Annotated in this window: 15 protein-coding genes; 11 read left to right on the top strand and 4 right to left on the bottom strand. The window is 73.6% G+C overall.

Annotation, left to right across the window (positions count from 1 at the left end; genetic code table 11):
* Positions 1-140 precede the first annotated feature (140 nt).
* Entirely contained in the window at positions 141-2978 is a 2838-nt protein-coding gene (locus EIZ62_RS18320) for an FAD-binding and (Fe-S)-binding domain-containing protein (RefSeq protein ID WP_156693724.1), read from the bottom strand.
* Positions 2979-3273: 295 nt separating this feature from the next.
* Between EIZ62_RS18320 and EIZ62_RS18315 the strand changes: the two genes are divergently transcribed.
* The 8 genes from EIZ62_RS18315 to EIZ62_RS18280 all read left to right on the top strand — a co-directional run bounded on the left by EIZ62_RS18315 (position 3274) and on the right by EIZ62_RS18280 (position 10746).
* Positions 3274-4827 (top strand): sensor histidine kinase, encoded by a 1554-nt coding sequence (locus tag EIZ62_RS18315; RefSeq protein WP_425281879.1) that lies wholly within the window; start codon positions 3274-3276, stop codon positions 4825-4827.
* Positions 4824-5231, top strand: a complete 408-nt coding sequence (locus EIZ62_RS18310; RefSeq protein ID WP_156693722.1) for a roadblock/LC7 domain-containing protein — start codon at positions 4824-4826, stop codon at positions 5229-5231. The genes EIZ62_RS18315 and EIZ62_RS18310 overlap by 4 nt, the downstream gene beginning before the upstream one ends.
* A complete protein-coding gene (locus EIZ62_RS18305; RefSeq protein ID WP_156693721.1) occupies positions 5228-5584 on the top strand; it encodes a DUF742 domain-containing protein in 357 nt (118 codons plus the stop codon). Before EIZ62_RS18310 ends, EIZ62_RS18305 begins: the two co-directional genes overlap by 4 nt.
* Entirely contained in the window at positions 5565-6176 is a 612-nt protein-coding gene (locus EIZ62_RS18300; RefSeq protein ID WP_156693720.1) for a GTP-binding protein, read from the top strand. Before EIZ62_RS18305 ends, EIZ62_RS18300 begins: the two co-directional genes overlap by 20 nt.
* Positions 6173-7390 carry a cytochrome P450 gene (locus EIZ62_RS18295; protein ID WP_156693719.1) on the top strand — a complete coding sequence of 406 codons (1218 nt, stop codon included), beginning with the start codon at positions 6173-6175 and terminating at the stop codon, positions 7388-7390. The genes EIZ62_RS18300 and EIZ62_RS18295 overlap by 4 nt, the downstream gene beginning before the upstream one ends.
* A 5-nt stretch (positions 7391-7395) precedes the next feature.
* On the top strand, positions 7396-8643 hold the full coding sequence (locus tag EIZ62_RS18290; RefSeq protein WP_156696474.1) for a cytochrome P450 family protein: 1248 nt from the start codon (positions 7396-7398) through the stop codon (positions 8641-8643).
* A gap of 92 nt (positions 8644-8735) precedes the next feature.
* Complete coding sequence (gene serC, locus EIZ62_RS18285) at positions 8736-9854, top strand: phosphoserine transaminase (protein ID WP_156693718.1); 1119 nt, start codon at positions 8736-8738, stop codon at positions 9852-9854.
* Positions 9855-10086: 232 nt separating this feature from the next.
* Complete coding sequence (locus EIZ62_RS18280; RefSeq protein ID WP_156693717.1) at positions 10087-10746, top strand: DUF4360 domain-containing protein; 660 nt, start codon at positions 10087-10089, stop codon at positions 10744-10746.
* Between the two features lie 61 nt (positions 10747-10807).
* Here the strand turns inward: EIZ62_RS18280 and EIZ62_RS18275 are convergent, their stop codons facing one another.
* Positions 10808-11665 (bottom strand): ABC transporter permease, encoded by an 858-nt coding sequence (locus EIZ62_RS18275; protein ID WP_156693716.1) that lies wholly within the window; start codon positions 11663-11665, stop codon positions 10808-10810.
* A complete protein-coding gene (locus EIZ62_RS18270; RefSeq protein ID WP_156693715.1) occupies positions 11662-12738 on the bottom strand; it encodes an ATP-binding cassette domain-containing protein in 1077 nt (358 codons plus the stop codon). Before EIZ62_RS18270 ends, EIZ62_RS18275 begins: the two co-directional genes overlap by 4 nt.
* 88 nt (positions 12739-12826) lie before the next feature.
* On the opposite strand from EIZ62_RS18270, the gene EIZ62_RS18265 reads away from it, so the two are divergent.
* The 3 genes from EIZ62_RS18265 to EIZ62_RS18255 all read left to right on the top strand — a co-directional run bounded on the left by EIZ62_RS18265 (position 12827) and on the right by EIZ62_RS18255 (position 15023).
* Positions 12827-13603, top strand: coding sequence for a TetR/AcrR family transcriptional regulator (locus tag EIZ62_RS18265; RefSeq protein WP_156693714.1), 777 nt, complete (start codon positions 12827-12829; stop codon positions 13601-13603).
* Positions 13604-13775: 172 nt separating this feature from the next.
* Positions 13776-14393 (top strand): hypothetical protein, encoded by a 618-nt coding sequence (locus tag EIZ62_RS18260; RefSeq protein WP_156693713.1) that lies wholly within the window; start codon positions 13776-13778, stop codon positions 14391-14393.
* Between the two features lie 75 nt (positions 14394-14468).
* Positions 14469-15023 carry a GNAT family N-acetyltransferase gene (locus tag EIZ62_RS18255; protein WP_156693712.1) on the top strand — a complete coding sequence of 185 codons (555 nt, stop codon included), beginning with the start codon at positions 14469-14471 and terminating at the stop codon, positions 15021-15023.
* A 95-nt stretch (positions 15024-15118) separates the two neighbouring features.
* On the opposite strand, the gene EIZ62_RS18250 is transcribed toward EIZ62_RS18255, so the two are convergent.
* Complete coding sequence (locus EIZ62_RS18250; protein WP_156693711.1) at positions 15119-16108, bottom strand: helix-turn-helix transcriptional regulator; 990 nt, start codon at positions 16106-16108, stop codon at positions 15119-15121.
* Between the last annotated feature and the right edge of the window lie 64 nt (positions 16109-16172).

The raw sequence follows: 16172 nt of genomic DNA, 5'->3' as shown, positions 1-16172 counted from the left end.
GGGGGAACCTCGACTTCTTTCTCTTCGACGGGCGGACGGTGCGAGAAGGATCAGTCCACTGAAATGGACTACCAGTCCAGCCTACTGCACCGAATGGCGGGCCTCCCTCCACCGTAACCGCCGCCCCGGAGCCCGCCCCCTCAGCCCTCGGGACGCCCCTCCGGCCCGGCCTCCAGCGCCTCCGCCAGCACCTCCGCCAGGTGCCTGGCCCGCGCGCCCGCGAGGTGGGCGAGCTGGGTGCGGCAGGAGAAGCCGTCCGCGAGCAGCTCGGTGCCGGGGGCGGCGGCGCGGACCGCGGGCAGCAGCTGGTCCTCGGCGCAGGCGACCGAGACGTCGTAGTGGCCGCGCGTGAAACCGAAGTCGCCGGCCAGGCCGCAGCAGCCGCCGCTCAGCTCGCCCGTGAGTCCGGCGCGCTCGCGCAGGCGGCGTTCCGCGGTGTCACCGAGGACGGCGTGCTGGTGGCAGTGCGTCTGGCCGGCGACCGGGCGGTCCAGGCGCGGGGGCCGCCAGTCGGGGGCGTACTCCTGGAGGGCCTGGGCGAGGGTGCGGACGGAGTCGGCCAGCCGCCGGGCGCGCGGGTCGCCCGGGAGCAGTTCGGGCAGGTCGGTGGTGAGGGTGGCGGCGCAGCTCGGTTCGAGGACGACCACGGGCGTGCCCAGGACGGGCTCCAGGGTGTCGAGGGTGCGGCGCATCACGGTGCGGGCGTGGTCGAGCTGGCCGGTCGAGACGTAGGTGAGGCCGCAGCACACCCGGCCGGGCGGGAGCGCCGGGGGCAGGCCCGCCGCCTCCAGGACGGTCACGGCCGCGCGGCCCACGGACGGCGTCAGGTGCTCGGTGAACGTGTCGGGCCACAGGATCGGGTCCCCGGTTCCGCTCCCCCGGCCGCCCCGCCGCGCGAACCAGCGGGTGAACGTCTCGGGCGCGAGCACCGGCAGATCCCGCTCTGAGGCGACGCCCGCCGCCCGCTTGGCGAGGGCCGCGAGCGGGCGCGGGCGGGCGGCGGCGTTGAGGGGACGGGCGAAGGGGGCGGCGAGGCGCAGCCACCGGGGCAGGCGGCCCATCGCGTAGTGGGCGGCCGGGCGGAGCCGCCCCGCGTAGTGGTGGTGCAGGAACTCCGCCTTGTACGTCGCCATGTCGACCCCGACCGGGCAGTCGCTCCGGCAGCCCTTGCACGACAGGCACAGGTCGAGCGCGTCCCGCACCTCCGCCGACCGCCAGCCGCCGGTCACCACCTCGCCCGCCAGCATCTCGTGCAGCAGCCGGGCGCGCCCGCGCGTCGAGTGCTCCTCCTCGCCCGTGGCCCGGAAGGACGGGCACATCACCCCGGGGCCCTGGTTCGGGCCGTCCACCCGGCACTTGGCGACACCGACGCAGCGGCGGACGGCGGTGGCGAAGTCGCCACCGTCGTGCGGGTAGCCGAAGGTCACGTCCACCCGCTCGCGAGGCAGGACCGCGAAGCGCAGGTTCTCGTCGAGGCGGGCCGGGCGGGCGAGCATCCCGGGGTTCATGCCCCCGGCCGGGTCCCACAGGTCCTTGAACCGGCCGAAGAGGGCGACCAGTTCGTCCCCGTACATCCTCGGCAGCAGTTCGGCCCGCGCCTGGCCGTCGCCGTGCTCGCCGGACAGCGAGCCGCCGTGGGCGACGACGAGGCCGGCGACGTCCTCGGAGAACCGCCGGAAGCGCCGTACGCCCTCGTCGGTGACCAGGTCGAAGTCGATGCGGACGTGGACGCAGCCGTCGCCGAAGTGGCCGTAGGGCGTGCCGTGCAGCCCGTGGGCGGCCAGCAGGGCGCGGAAGTCGCGCAGGTACGCGCCGAGCCGGGCGGGCGGCACGGCGCAGTCCTCCCAGCCCGGCCAGGCCTCGGCGCCCGCGCCGGTGCGCGTGGCGGTCCCGGCGGCGTCCTCGCGCACCCGCCACAGGGCGCGCCGGGCGGCCGGGTCGGTGACGACGGTGCCGTCCAGGGCGTCGGCGGCGCGCAGCAGGGCCTCCGCGCGGGCGCGGGCCTCGGCGGGGGTCGCGCCGCCCGTCTCCGCGAACAGCCAGGCACCGCCCCGGGGCAGGGCGGCGCGGGCGGCCGGGTCGCGCACCAGGTCCTCGGCCATGCCCTCCACGGTGAGCGGGCCGAGCGGCAGGAGGCCGGGGGCCGCCTCGGCCGCCGCGCTCTCGTCGGCGTACCCGAGCACGGCGAGGGCGCGGGCGGGCGGCGACCCGACGAGCCGTACGGTCGCCTCGGTCAGCACTCCGAGGGTGCCCTCGCTGCCGCAGAAGGCGCGGGCCAGGTCGGTGCCGCGCTCGGGCAGCAGGGCGTCCAGGGCGTAGCCGGAGATGCGGCGGGGAAGACTGGGCGGGAACCCGGTGCGGAGCTGCGCCAGGTGCCGCCCGACCAGGTCCGCGAGGCCCTCCGGGCCGCCCTTCCATCCGCGCCCGAGGCGCAGTTCGGCGCCGCCGTACGTGGTGACCTTGAGGGTGTGGACGTTGTCGGCGGTGGTGCCCCACGCCACGGAGTGCGCGCCGCACGCGTTGTTGCCGATCATCCCGCCGAGCGTGCAGCGGCTGTGCGTCGACGGGTCGGCCCCGAAGGTCAGCCCGTGGGGGCGTACCGCCTCGCGCAGCCGGTCCAGCACGACGCCGGGCTGGACGACCGCCGTCCGCGCCTCGGGGTCGACCGCGACGACGTCCCGCATGTGGCGGGTGAGGTCGAGGACGACGCCGGTGCCGGTCGCCTGCCCCGCGATGGAGGTCCCCGCCCCGCGCGGCACCACCGGTGCGCCGTGCTCCCGGCACACCGCGAGGGCGGCGGCCACGTCGTCCGCGTCCCGGGGCGCCACGACGCCGACGGGGACGCGGCGGTAGTTGGACGCGTCCATGGTGTGCAGGGCCCGGGCCGCCGCCCCGAAGTCCACCTCGCCGCGCACGGCGCCCCGCAGCGCCCGCGCGAGGTCCGCCGTCTCCCGTTTCCGCCGCTGCTGATCGCCCATACGGCCAGCATGCCCCGCGGGGTGCCGCCGGGGCGGGAACGGGGCGGGGGGCGGGGCGGGGCTGGGGTGGGACTGGGTGTGATCTGAGTAAGAAAGCGCTCAAGAACTTCCCAAAGTGATCGTCAAGTCTCTTATAGTGACCCGGAATTGTTAGGGAATAGACGACTCCAGATGCCCCACGCCTCCCCCCGCTGCCCCACGCCAGAGGACTGACGATTTGCGCCCCTCACTCCGGCCGGTCGCGCCGGCCCTGCTGATCTCGGCGGCCGTCACCGGCCTCCTGTGCGCGGGAGCGGTGGCCCTCGCGCCCGGCTCCGTGCGGGCTCCGCTGGCGTGGGGCTCGGCCGCCGCCGCCGTCCTGTTCACGGCGGCCGTCGCCACCGCCGCCCACGCCCTCGACACCGCCCGTCGGCTGCGCGCCCAGGCCGCCGCGCTGACCACCGAGGCCGCCCACAGGGCCGCCGACACCGCCCGTACGGTCGCCGAGTCCCGCGGCGAGGCGGCCCGGACGCGGGCGGACGCCGACCGCGCCGTCGCCGAAGCCCACGCGGAGGCGGACCACGCCGTCGCGCAGGCCCACGCGGAGGCGGACCGCCTCGTGGCCGAGACCCGCGCGGAGGCGGACCAGGCGGTGACGCAGGCCCGCGACGAGGCGGACCGCCTCGTCGCCGAGACCCGCGCGGAGGCGGACCAGGCGGTGACGCAGGCCCGCGACGAGGCGGACCAGGCGCGCGCCGAGGCCGACCGGGCCCGCGCGGAGGCGGACCACGCGGTCGCGCGGGCCCGCGCGGAGGCGGCACGCAGCGAGGCCAACCGCGCCGCCGCCGTGGCCGCCTGCGCCAACGCCGCCGGCCGTATGCAGGCCCTGGCGACGAGCATGCTGGCCGACCTGCGCGAGATGGAGCACCGGCACGCCGACGAGGACGTCCTCACCGACCTCCTCCACCTCGACCACCGCACCGCCCAGGCCGGTCGCCTCGCCGACTCCGTCGCCGTCCTCACCGGCGCCCGCTCGGGCCGCCGCTGGGCGAAGCCGATCGTGATGGAGTCCATCCTGCGCGGCGCGATGGGGCGTATCGCCGGCTACCAGCGCGTACGGCTGCACACCACCAGCGACGCCGCGATCGCCGGCCACGCCGCCGAGGGCGTGATGCACGCCCTCGCCGAACTCCTCGACAACGCGGCGAACTTCTCGCCGCCCACCGCCGAGGTCCACGTGTACGTCGAGGAGGTCCCGGCCGGGCTCGTGGTCACCGTGGAGGACAGCGGCCTGGTCATGAGCGACGTCCAGCTCCGCCGCGCCGAACGGGCCGTCACCGCCGAACGCGCCGACCTGACCGGCCTGTCCGGCACCCGCCTGGGTCTCGCGGTCGTCGGCCGCCTGGCCCGCAAGCACGGCCTGACCGTGTCCTTCCGGCCCTCGGCCCGGGGCGGCACCGGCGCGCTGGTGATGATCCCGCACGAGCTGATCGCCCGGACCCGCCCGGAAACCGCGCCGGCGCCCGCGCCCAGGGCCCTGCCGCCCGCCCCCAAGACCCCGCAGGCCCCGCAGGCCCCGCAGGCCCCGGCCTCGCCCGAACCGCACGAGCGCCCCGCCTCCCCCTTCGGGGGGCCCGACGCCACCGAGGCCCCCTCCCCGGGCGGCCTCCCCAGGCGCCGCCGGGGCCAGACCCTCGCCGCCGCCCACCCCGAGGGCACCCCCGGCGGCACGTCGCCCGGCACCTCCGGCCGCGATCCCGACGGCACCCCCGCCGAGCCCGCCGGCCCCGCCTCGCGGACCCGGTCGGCCGCCCGCTTCAGCAGCTTCCGCCAAGCGGTACGCACCACCACGGAAGGCACCCCCCGATGACCACCGGCACCACCACCGACGAGAAGCTCAACTGGCTGCTGGACAACCTGATCCAGCGCACGCCCGGCGCCCGGCACGCGCTCGTGCTGTCCCGCGACGGCCTCAAACTGTGCCGTACGCCGGAGCTGTCCGTCGACCAGGCCGACCAGCTGGCCGCGATAGCCGCCGGCATCCAGAGCCTGTCGCACGGCGCTTCCGTGGAGTTCGGCGACGGGACCGGCGGCGTCCGGTCGGCGATGGCCGAGTTCTACGGCGGCGTCCTGCTGATCGTCGAGGCCGGGGAGGGCGCGCACCTCGCGGTCGTCGCCGCCGAGGACTCCGACGTCGGCCTGGTCGGGCACAACATGAGCGAGCTCGTCGAGCAGCTCGGCGAGCACCTGCACGCCGAGCCCCGTACCGCGTGAGTCCGGCCAGCCACCGGGACGAGTCGCCGGACCGGCTGTACACGCTCACCGGTGGCCGCACCCGTTCCGCCCCCGACGCGCCGTTCGACCTGGTGACCCTTGTGGTGGCCGAGTCGGAGGCGGCACCCGGCATGCAGTCGGAGCACGCGGCGATCCTGCGCATGTGCCGGCGGCCCACCGCGGTCGTCGAGGTGGCCGCCGAACTCGCCCTGCCCATCGGCATCGTGCGCATCCTGCTGTCCGACCTGCTCGACACGGGTCGCATCAGCGCCCGCCACCCCCGCGCGTCAGCCCACAGCCTTCCCGACCCCGACATCCTGGAGCAGGTGCTCGTTGGACTCCGCAACCTCTGAACGGACACCGCTCAGCAGCACCGCCGACAACGGTCTCAAGATCGTCATCGTGGGCGGTTTCGGTGTCGGCAAGACCACCCTCGTCCGCTCGGTCAGCGAGATCCGTCCCCTCAACACCGAGGAGACGATGACCCGCGCGGGCGAGAGCGTCGACGACGTCGCCCAGATCCACACCAAGACGTCCACCACCGTCGCGTTCGACTTCGGCCGCATCACGCTCGACGCCCACAACGTGCTGTACCTGTTCGGCGCCCCCGGCCAGGAACGCTTCTGGTTCCTGTGGGACCGGCTCTTCTCCGGCACCCTCGGGGCGGTCGTCCTCGTCGACACGCGCCGCCTCGCCGACTCCTGGTACGCGATCGACCGCCTGGAGCACCACGGCATGCCGTTCATCGTGGCCTGCAACGACTTCGGCGGCCCCGCCCACACCGAGCAGGAGATCCGCGAGGCGCTCGACCTGGCCGACCACGTACCGCTGGTCGAGTGCGACGCCCGCGACCGCTCCTCCAGCAAGTACGTGCTGATCACCCTCGTCACCCACCTCCAACGCCTCCAGGCCCAGGCCCGATCCCTCCGGGAGACCCGCGCATGACCGCCCCCGTACCCCTGTCCGGGACCCGGTTCCAGACCGAACCCGCCCAGCTGTACCGGGAGATGAGGCGCGAGCACGGAGCCGTCGCCCCGGTCCTCCTGGACGGGGACGTCCCGGCCTGGCTGGTGCTCGACTACCGCGAGCTGCACCAGGTCACCGGCGACCCGGTGCTGTTCAGCCGCGACTCCGACCTGTGGAACCAGTGGGACCGCATCCCCGCCGACTGGCCGCTGCTGCCGATGATCGGCCGCAAGCAGCCCTCCATCCTCTACACGGTCGGCGAGCGCCACCGCCGCCGCGCCGCGATGGTCGCCGACGCCCTGGAGTCGGTCGACCCCTTCACCCTGCGCCGGTACGCCGAGGAGTACGCGGACGGGCTCGTCGACGCGTTCTGCGGCGCGGGCGAGGCGGAGCTGATCGCCCAGTACGCCATGCTGCTGCCGGTCCGCGTGCTGGTGAAGATCTACGGCGTGCCCGACGAGCAGGGGCCCGGCCTGGTCACCGCGCTCAACGACATGATCGACGGCCGTGAGCGGGCGCTGGCCGGCCAGCAGCACCTGGCGGAGTCGGTGTTCGGCCTGCTCGCCGCCAAGCGGGCCGAGCCGGGTGAGGACGTCGCCTCGCGCATGCTGGCCGACCCGTCGGGGTTCACGGTCGAGGAGATGGCGCAGGACCTGATGGTCATGATGGCGGCCGGGCACCAGCCGACGGCCGACTGGATCGGCAACTCGCTGCGCCTGATGCTCACCGACGACCGGTTCGCCGCCTCGCTGTCCGGCGGCCGGCACTCCGTCGCCGAGGCGATGAACGAGGTGCTGTGGGCCGACACCCCCACCCAGAACGTGGCCGGCCGGTGGGCGTCGCGCGACACGCACCTGGGCGGGCGGCACATCAGGGCCGGCGACCTGCTGCTGCTGGGCCTGGCCGCCGCCAACGCCGATCCGCAGGTCCACATCGACAACGCGGCCCTCACCGGCGGCAACAGCGCCCACTTCTCGTTCGGGCACGGCGAGCACCGCTGCCCGTTCCCCGCGCAGGAGATCGCCGAGGTCATCGCCCGTACGGGGATCGAGGTGCTGCTGGACCGGCTGCCCGACCTGGACCTGGCCGTCCCGGCCGGGGCGCTCACCCGGCGCCCGTCGCCGTGGCTGCGCGGGATGACCGACCTGCCCGTGACCTTCACCCCGACCCCCGCCCTCGGAGGCACCCCGTGAACCCCGTGGAAAGACCGACCGTCGAAGAACCCATCGCGCTGGACCCCTTCGTCACCGACCTGGACGGCGAGAGCGCGGCGCTGCGCGCGGCCGGGCCGCTCGCCCGGGTCGTCCTGCCGGGCGGGGTCCCGGTGTGGGCGGTCACCCGGCACGCGGAGGCGCGCGCGCTGCTCACCGACAAGCGGCTCGTGAAGGACATCGGCGTCTGGGGCGCCTGGCGGCGCGGTGAGATACCGATGGACTGGCCGCTGATCGGCCTGGCCAACCCCGGCCGGTCCATGCTGACCGTGGACGGCGAGGACCACCGCCGGATGCGGGCGCTGGTCGCCCAGGCGCTCACCCCGCGCCGGGTGGAGCTGATGCGCGGGCGGATCACCGACCTGACCGAGCGCCTGCTGGACGACGTGGCCGCCCTGGCGGCCGAGTCCCCGGACGGCACGGTGGACCTCAAGGCGGCGTTCGCGTATCCGCTGCCCATGTACGTCATCAGCGACCTGATGGGCATCGACCCTGCGGACCACCCGCGGCTGAAGGTGCTGTTCGACAGGTTCTTCTCCACGCAGACGCCGCCGGAGGAGGTCGTGGCGACCCTCGGGGAGCTGGCGGAGATGATGGCGAAGGTGGTGGCGGTACGCCGCGCCGAACCGGGCGACGACCTGACGAGCGCGCTGATCGCCGCCTCCGAGGACGGCGACCACCTCACCGACGCGGAGATCGTCTCCACCCTCCAGCTGATGGTGGCGGCGGGCCACGAGACCACGATCTCGCTGATCGTCAACGCGGTGGTCAACCTGTCCGCCCACCCCGGGCAGCTGGCCCTCGTCCGCTCGGGCCAAGTCGGCTGGGATGCGGTGGTGGAGGAGACCCTGCGCTTCTCCACCCCTACCTCCCACGTCCTGATCCGGTTCGCCACCGAGGACGTGCCCGTCGGTGACCGCGTCCTGCCGGAGGGGGAGGCGCTGATCGTGTCGTACGGGGCGATCGGCCGGGACGAGGAGCAGCACGGCCCGACGGCCGGCGTCTTCGACGTCACCCGCTCCCCCAACCGGCACATCAGCTTCGGCCACGGGCCGCACGTCTGCCCGGGGGCGGCGCTGTCCCGCCTGGAGGCGGGGGTGGCGCTGCCCGCCCTGTACGAGCGGTTCCCGGACCTGGCCCTGGCGGTGCCCGCCGCCGAGCTGCGCAACAAGCCGGTGGTCACGCAGAACGACCTCTTCGAGCTGCCCGTCCTCCCGCGTCCGCGTCTCCGCTGACCCGCGTCCGCGTCTCCGCTGAACTTGCCATTTCGTGTCTCATCGGACGGACACGGTCTTCGGCCGTGTCCGTGAGCGGTTAGGCTCCGGACGTGGCTGAGATCCGGATTCCCGCTGACATCAAGCCCGCCGACGGCCGTTTCGGCGCGGGCCCCTCCAAGGTGCGAACGGAGGCGCTGGACGCGCTGGCCGCCACCGGCACCTCACTCCTCGGCACGTCCCACCGCCAGGCCCCGGTCAAGAACCTGGTCGGCGAGGTCCGTGCGGGCGTGCGCGATCTGTTCTCCCTCCCCGAGGGTTACGAGGTGATCCTCGGCAACGGCGGCTCGACCGCGTTCTGGGACATCGCGACCCACGGGCTGATCGAGAACAAGTCGCAGCACCTGACCTTCGGCGAGTTCTCCTCCAAGTTCGCCAAGGCGGCCAAGCTGGCGCCGTGGCTGGCCGACCCGACCGTGATCGCCTCCGACCCGGGCACGCACCCGGAGCCGGTGGCGGAGGCGGGCGTGGACGTGTACGCGTTCACGCACAACGAGACCTCCACCGGTGTCGCGGCGCCCGTCAAGCGCGTCCAGGGCGCCGACGAGGGCGCGCTGGTGCTGGTGGACGCCACCTCCGGCGCGGGCGGCCTGCCGGTCGACGTCGCCGAGTCGGACGTCTACTACTTCGCGCCGCAGAAGTCGTTCGCCTCCGAGGGCGGCCTGTGGATCGGTGTGTTCTCCCCGGCGGCGCTGGAGCGGGCCGCCCGCGTCCACGCCTCGGGCCGGCACGTCCCGGAGTTCTTCTCGCTGCCGACGGCGATCGACAACTCGCTGAAGAACCAGACGTACAACACCCCGGCGCTGTCCACGCTCTTCCTGCTCAACGAGCAGCTGAAGTGGATCAACGGCCAGGGCGGTCTGGACTGGTCGGTGCGCCGCACCGCGACCTCGGCGCGCACGCTGTACGGCTGGGCGGAGGAGTCCAAGTACGCGACACCGTTCGTCACCGACCCGGCGAAGCGTTCGCAGGTCATCGGCACGATCGACTTCTCGGACGAGATCGACGCGGCGGCGGTCGCGAAGGTGCTGCGCGCCAACGGGATCGTCGACACCGAGCCGTACCGCAAGCTGGGCCGCAACCAGCTGCGGATCGCGATGTTCCCGGCGGTCGACCCGGCGGACGTCGAGGCGCTGACGGCGTGCGTCGACTTCGTGATCGAGAAGCTGTAGGCACGCTCGCGCATGACGGAGGGCCCCGAACCGGAACCGGTTCGGGGCCCTCCGTCATGCGGCTGATAACCGCTCTATCCGCGGCCGCCGAGGGTCCCTACGATCCGAAGCACTCCGGAAGCACCGCCCCCGGATGTGCTTGTCATGTGCACACCGCTGGTGGCGCCCGTGTGCAGGCACCCACCATCCACGGTTGGACCCCCCACTTCGACCGGCAACCGATCGGAGACCCATGTCCGCAAGACCCAGAAGGCTGCTCACCGGCGCCGTCGTCACCACGGCCGTCGCGGCGACCGTCCTCGCCCCGTCCCCCGCCTCGGCGGGCATCGTCGCCCCGCCCGACAAGATCGTGATCGAGGTCGCGACCGTCAACGGCTCGGGCTGCCCCCAGGGCACGGCCGCCGTCGCCGTGGCCCTGGACAACACCGCCTTCACCGTGACGTACAGCGACTACCTCGCCCAGGTGGGCGTCGGCGCCTCACCGACCGACTTCCGCAAGAACTGCCAGCTCAGCCTGATCGTGCACGTCCCGGGCGGCTTCACCTACGCCGTCGCCAGCGCCGACTACCGCGGCTACGCCAAGCTGGAGAACGGCGCGCACGCCGTGCAGAAGGCGTCGTACTACTTCCAGGGCTCGCCCGACACGGCCCAGGAGAGCCACCCCTTCAAGGGCCCGTACGACAACAACTGGCAGGCGACCGACCAGACCGACTGGGGCCAGCTGGTGTGGGCCCCGTGCGGGGTGAAGCGGAACTTCAACATCAACACCGAGCTGCGGGTCAGCGCGGGCACATCGGACCCGAAGAAGACCAACAGCTTCATCGCCATGGACTCCACGGACGGAGACATCAAGACGGTCTACCGGCTGGCCTGGAAGGAGTGCCCGGCGTAAACCGGACCGGGTGGGCCCGCGCCCCCTCCGCGGGCCCACCCCCCACTCCCGGGGCCTGCCGTCAGCGGCTCAGCCGCTGGAAGCGCCGTACCGCGAGCGGCAGGAACAGAGCGGTGAGGACCAGCGGCCACACCACCGCCATCAGGACGGCGTTCTGCTCGATCCAGCTGCCGCCGCCCGCACCGGGGTTGCCGAACAGCTCACGCGTGGCCGCCGCCGTGGAGGAGATCGGGTTCCAGGCGGCGATCGTGCCGAGCCAGCCGGGCATCGTGTCCGGCTGGACGAACACGCTGGAGATCATGGTGAGCGGGAAGGCGACGACGAACAGCCCGCCGGCCGCCTCCGGGTCCGGCACCAGCAGTCCGAGCCAGATGCCGATCCACGTCAGGCTGTAGCGCAGCAGGAGCAACAGCCCGAAGGCCGCCGAGGCGCCGAGGAAGCCCCCGTCCGAGCGCCAGCCCATCACGAACGCCGTGCCCGCCAGGATGGCCAGTTCGGCGCCGGCGATGACCGCGTCGGTGACACCGCGCCCGGTGACCACGGCGGACGGCGCCATGGGCATTGAGCGGAACCGGTCGATGACGCCCTTGTTGGCGTCGGTGACCACGGCGGTCGCGGTGTTGATGAACCCGAAGGCCATCGTCATCACGAACATGCCCGGCATCAGGAAGTCCCGGTAGTCGGCCGCCCCGCCGCCGCCCGGCGGCTTCATCGCGCCGCCGAAGACGTACCCGTACAGCAGGACCGACAGGATCGGGAAGCCGAGCTGCCAGGCGATGTAGACGGGTTTGCGCTGGTAGTGCGTGAGTTGCCGGCGCACGATGGTCATGCAGTCGGCGAGCGCCCAGTACAGGCGTCCGCGCCCGGCGAGGGGCCGGAGGGTCTCCGTGGTGCTGGTGGTGCTGGTGGTGCTGCTCATGCGGCCACCTCTTCCCGGCCGTCGGCGGTGCTGCCGGGGGCGGTGTTGGCGTCACCGGCGTTGACGTCACCGGGCTCGGCGTCACCGGGTTTCCCGTCACCAGGTTTCCGGTCACCGGCCTTCCCGTCACCGGCCGCGTGGCCGGTCAGGCGGAGGAACACGTCGTCGAGGCTCGGCCTGCGCAGCCCGATGTCCTCGACCTGGACGCCCTCGTCCTGGAGGGTCCTGACGACCTCGGTGAGGGCCGCGACCCGGTCGCTGACCGGCGCGTGGACGCGCCGCTCCGCCCCGTCAACGCGCGGCTCGCCGTTGCACACCCGGGCCACGGTCCGGGCGACGCGCGGCAGGTCGGCCGGATCGGCGGCGACGACCTCGATGCGGTCGCCGCCGACGCGGTCCTTCAGCGCCTCGGGGGTGTCGTCGGCGATGGCGCGACCCCGGTCGATGACGGTGACGCGCGAGGCGAGCTTGTCGGCCTCCTCCAGGTACTGGGTCGTGAGCAGGACGGTGGTGCCGCCCGCGACGAGGGCCCGTACGGCGTCCCAGACCTCGCCGCGGCCGCGCGGGTCGAGCCCGGTCGTGGGCTCGTCGAGGAACAGCACCCGGGGCGCCAGGATCATCGAGGCGGCCAGGTCCAGGCGGCGCCGCATGCCGCCGCTGTAGCCGTCGACGCCCTTGTCGGCCGCCTCGGTGAGCCCGAACCGCTCCAGCAGCTCGGTGGCGCGGGAGCGGGCCCGGCGACCGCCGAGGTGGAAGAGGCGGCCGAACATCTCCAGGTTCTGGCGTCCGGTCAGCACCTCGTCCACGGCCGCGTACTGCCCGGTGAGCCCGATCAGGCCGCGCACCCGGCGGGGTTCGCGCGCCACGTCCACCCCGGCGACCTCGGCGCGGCCGCCGTCGAAGCGGCGCAGCGTGGCCAGGACCCGCACCGCGGTGGTCTTGCCCGCCCCGTTGGGGCCCAGCAGCCCGTGGACGGTGCCCGGCCGCACCGCGAGATCGAACCCGTCGAGAGCCCGCTGCTCCCCGTACCGCTTCTCCAGCCCTTCCGCCCGTACCGCCCAGTCGTCCGCCATGCGCCCTCCCGAAGCCGAAACTGAGTACACCGTACCCGATTGAGCGTACACCGTACCCAGTTTTGGTCCGGTGATTTACGCTGACGCCATGACCAGCGACAGGAAGTCCGGCGGGATGGCCGCGACCACCGGCAGCGGCGACATCGTCCGCAGCCTGGAACTGCTCTGGGGCACCGGCGAACCCCCCTCCCGGGGCCCGAAACGCGGGCTGTCCCTCGACCGGATCACCACCGCCGCCATCGAGGTCGCCGACGCGGAAGGGCTCGACGCGGTCTCGATGCGGCGGCTCTCGGCCGAACTGGGCACCGGCACCATGTCGCTGTACCGCTACGTCCCCGGCAAGGCGGAGCTGCTCGACCTGATGATCGACCGCGTCCAGGGAACCCTCATCGCCGCCGCCGGTGACCCCTCCGCCGACTGGCGCACCACCGTCGACGCCATGGCCCGCGCCCAGCTGGACCTCTACCGCCGCCACCCCTGGCTGCTGAAGATCAACCAGACCCGCACGGTCCTCGGCCCGAGCGCCCTGCGCAGCCTGGAACTCGCGCTGGCCGGCCTCAAGGGCATGGGCCTGACCGACCCCGAGACCATGTCCGTGATCATCGCCGTCCAGAGCTTCGTCACGGGCATCGCCCGCATGGAGGCCGAGACGGTCGAGGCGGTCAAGGAAACGGGCGTCAGCGACGAGGAGTTCTGGGGCCGCCAGGTCCCCTTCCTGAACCGCGCCATGGCCAGCGGCGACTTCCCCCTCATGGCCGCCCTGGCCGACGACACGTTCTCGGCCGACTTCGACCACTTCGCCTTCGGCCTGCGCGCGCTGATGGACGGCTTCGAGGTGATGGTGACGCGGGCGGCGGAGCGGTGACACCCGGCCCGCCGCGGCCGGGCCGCATCGCACCTGCCGACGGGTCGCACCCGTGCCGGTCCCGGGTTCTGTGCGTCCCCCAGCGGCCTGACCCGGTGAGGCGGCAGGATGGCCGCATGACCCGTACGCAACACAGGAGTTCCGCGAAAGCCGCCACGACGGGGGCGACAGCGTGGGAACGATAGACACCGGCATCGCCGCCGCGGCGGCGCTGTTCAGCGGGGTGGCAGCGATGGCGGCCTACAAGACGGCGAAAGAGGCGAACCGGACGTCCGCCTCGGTGGCGCAGATCGAACGGGACCGGTGGCACAAGGAGATGACGCCACAGGTCGAAGTGCGTTTCGACGACTCTCGCGGGTACCCGGAGCTGCTGGTGCAGTTCCTGGGACCGGCTCCGCTGATGCGGATCGAGGCGGCGCTGAGGATCCGGGACGACAAGGAGCGCAGCGGTTCACAGATCGGCGGGGGACCGACCGCGCAGCAGGTGGCCGATGTGATCTGGGGCCCTTACCGCTTCCGGCCCGGCGTCGACGGCGCGGACGCGCTCGGGCGGGCGGTCGCCCCCGTCGCACTGCTCCATCACGGCCATACGCGGTTCGCCCTGGAACCGACACTGGCACCGTCCTGGTACGCGAGTACGCAGACCTGGAGAGCGGAGCACGACGGCAAGCAGCTGCGACTGTGGGTCCAGTGCTCCGCGGAGGGGCACAAGCCCTGGCTGCTGAGCGCGGACGTCTCGACAGCCACGAGCGGACTGACACAACTCCAGAGGCGCGTGGTGGCTTCCTGAAGGTCTGGCCGTACGGTGCTGCCACCCGAGGAAATCGGCTTGCCTCGCGCAACGTGCTCACGTTGGCTCGGCACCATGGCCGAACCGCGCACCGACCGCCTCCTCCTTCGCCGATGGCGTGACCCCGACCTCGAACCATGGGCGGCGATGAACGCCGACCCCGAGGTCCGGCAGCACTTGGGCGACGTACTCACCCGCGAACAGAGCGACGCCTCCGTCGCCCGCTTCCGGGCCGCGTTCGACCGGCGGGGCTACGGATGGTGGGCGGTCGAGGTACGCGCCACGGGCGAGTTCATCGGCTTCGCGGGCCTGGACGACGTGGACGACGGCATGCCGTTCACCGGAGTCGAGATCGGCTGGCGGCTCGCCCGCTCCGCCTGGGGTCAGGGGTACGCCACCGAGGCCGCGCTGGCCGTACTGGCCCACGGCTTCGACACCCTGGCGCTTCCCGAGATCCTCGCCGTGACAACGGCCACCAACCTCCGCTCGCAGGCGGTCATGCGCCGGATCGGCATGACCCGCGACCCGGCCGACGACTTCGACGACCCCACCGCCCCCGAAGGCCCCCTGCGCCCGAACGTGCTGTACCGCATCAGCCGCGGTACGGGGACGGGGAAGCGGGAGTCCTGACCCGGCTCAAGACCGCCGCCCATCGTCAGATTCAGCAGGTCCACCGGACCATCGCCCACCATGAGTCCCCCACCCCCGTCGTCCACCGCATCCTTTCAGGGGTTCGGGGCATCGGACAGCGCCCCGTAGCGGGCCGCGAGCGTGGCGGCCCGGTCGTGCAGGGAGTCGCGGAGCCATGCGGGGCTCAGGGCTTCGGCGTCCGTGGCGAGTTGCCAGAGGGCCCACTCGGCGTGCCGGGTGTCCTGGAAGGTGACCTCCAGGCGGAGGCGGCCGTCCGCCTCGGATTCCTCGGAGTGGACGGCCAGCACCGTGCCCAGGAGGTCCTCGCGGCGAGCCGGGGCCAGCCGGAGCCGTACCGTGACCTGGTCGCCGCCGGCCCGGAACCGGGTGCCGCGTTCGCGCCAGGCGCGGTCCAGGTCGACCCGGTCCGGCCGCTGCGCGGGTTCGTCGAGTTCCTCGGCGGCCGTGATCCGGGACAGCCGGTAGGTGCGGTCGGCGCCGGACCTCGTGGCCAGCAGGTAGCCCTGCTCGCGGACGGTGACCAGGCCGATCGGGTCCACCGTGCGCCACTGCGGCGCCCGGTCCACCGCCGCGTACCGGATGCGCAGCTTGTGCCCGGCGAACACGGCCCGCCGGACCTCGGCCACCACCGCGTCCGGCACCTCCTCGGTGGCCACGCGGCGCGAGAGCAGGTCGGTCTCCGGGTCGATGAGCAGGCGTTCCGCCACACCGGCCGCGGTGTCCCGCTGGCCCTCCGGCAGCGCGTCCACCACCTTGAGCACGGCCGACGCGAGCGCCGAGCCGAGGCCGAACGCCTGCGCGCCGCGCCGCGATCCGGCGACCAGCAGCGCGAGCGCCTCGTCGTGGTTCAGTCCGGTCAGCTCCGTCCGGAAGCCGGGCAGCAGCGCGAACCCGCCGTGCCTGCCGCGTACGGCGTAGACCGGGACGCCCGCCGCGGACAGCGCCTCCATGTCGCGCAGCACGGTACGCGTCGACACCTCCAGCTCGCGGGCCAGCGTCGCCGCCGACAGCCGACCGCGCCGGCGCAGCAGCAGCACCAGCGAGACCAGCCGATCCGCACGCATGGCGCGACGCTACCCGAATACATGACACAGGGTGTCGTGATGCGCTGGAAGGCTCTCAACACGG

This window comes from Streptomyces ficellus, assembly GCF_009739905.1.
In the GTDB taxonomy this organism is placed as follows: Bacteria; Actinomycetota; Actinomycetes; order Streptomycetales; family Streptomycetaceae; genus Streptomyces; species Streptomyces ficellus_A.
The sequence above is the reverse complement of the archived record's forward strand: the minus strand, read 5'-3'. Positions and strand labels throughout refer to the sequence as shown.

What these genes read in the sequence shown, in the direction of transcription:
- EIZ62_RS18320 (WP_156693724.1), bottom strand. Translation starts at nt 2,978, where the DNA reads ATGGGCGATCAGCAGCGGCGGAAACGGGAGACGGCGGACCTCGCGCGG.
- EIZ62_RS18310 (WP_156693722.1), top strand. Translation starts at nt 4,824, where the DNA reads ATGACCACCGGCACCACCACCGACGAGAAGCTCAACTGGCTGCTGGAC.
- EIZ62_RS18295 (WP_156693719.1), top strand. Translation starts at nt 6,173, where the DNA reads ATGACCGCCCCCGTACCCCTGTCCGGGACCCGGTTCCAGACCGAACCC.
- EIZ62_RS18280 (WP_156693717.1), top strand. Translation starts at nt 10,087, where the DNA reads ATGTCCGCAAGACCCAGAAGGCTGCTCACCGGCGCCGTCGTCACCACG.
- EIZ62_RS18275 (WP_156693716.1), bottom strand. Translation starts at nt 11,665, where the DNA reads ATGAGCAGCACCACCAGCACCACCAGCACCACGGAGACCCTCCGGCCC.
- EIZ62_RS18270 (WP_156693715.1), bottom strand. Translation starts at nt 12,738, where the DNA reads ATGGCGGACGACTGGGCGGTACGGGCGGAAGGGCTGGAGAAGCGGTAC.
- EIZ62_RS18265 (WP_156693714.1), top strand. Translation starts at nt 12,827, where the DNA reads ATGACCAGCGACAGGAAGTCCGGCGGGATGGCCGCGACCACCGGCAGC.
- EIZ62_RS18255 (WP_156693712.1), top strand. Translation starts at nt 14,469, where the DNA reads ATGGCCGAACCGCGCACCGACCGCCTCCTCCTTCGCCGATGGCGTGAC.
- EIZ62_RS18250 (WP_156693711.1), bottom strand. Translation starts at nt 16,108, where the DNA reads ATGCGTGCGGATCGGCTGGTCTCGCTGGTGCTGCTGCTGCGCCGGCGC.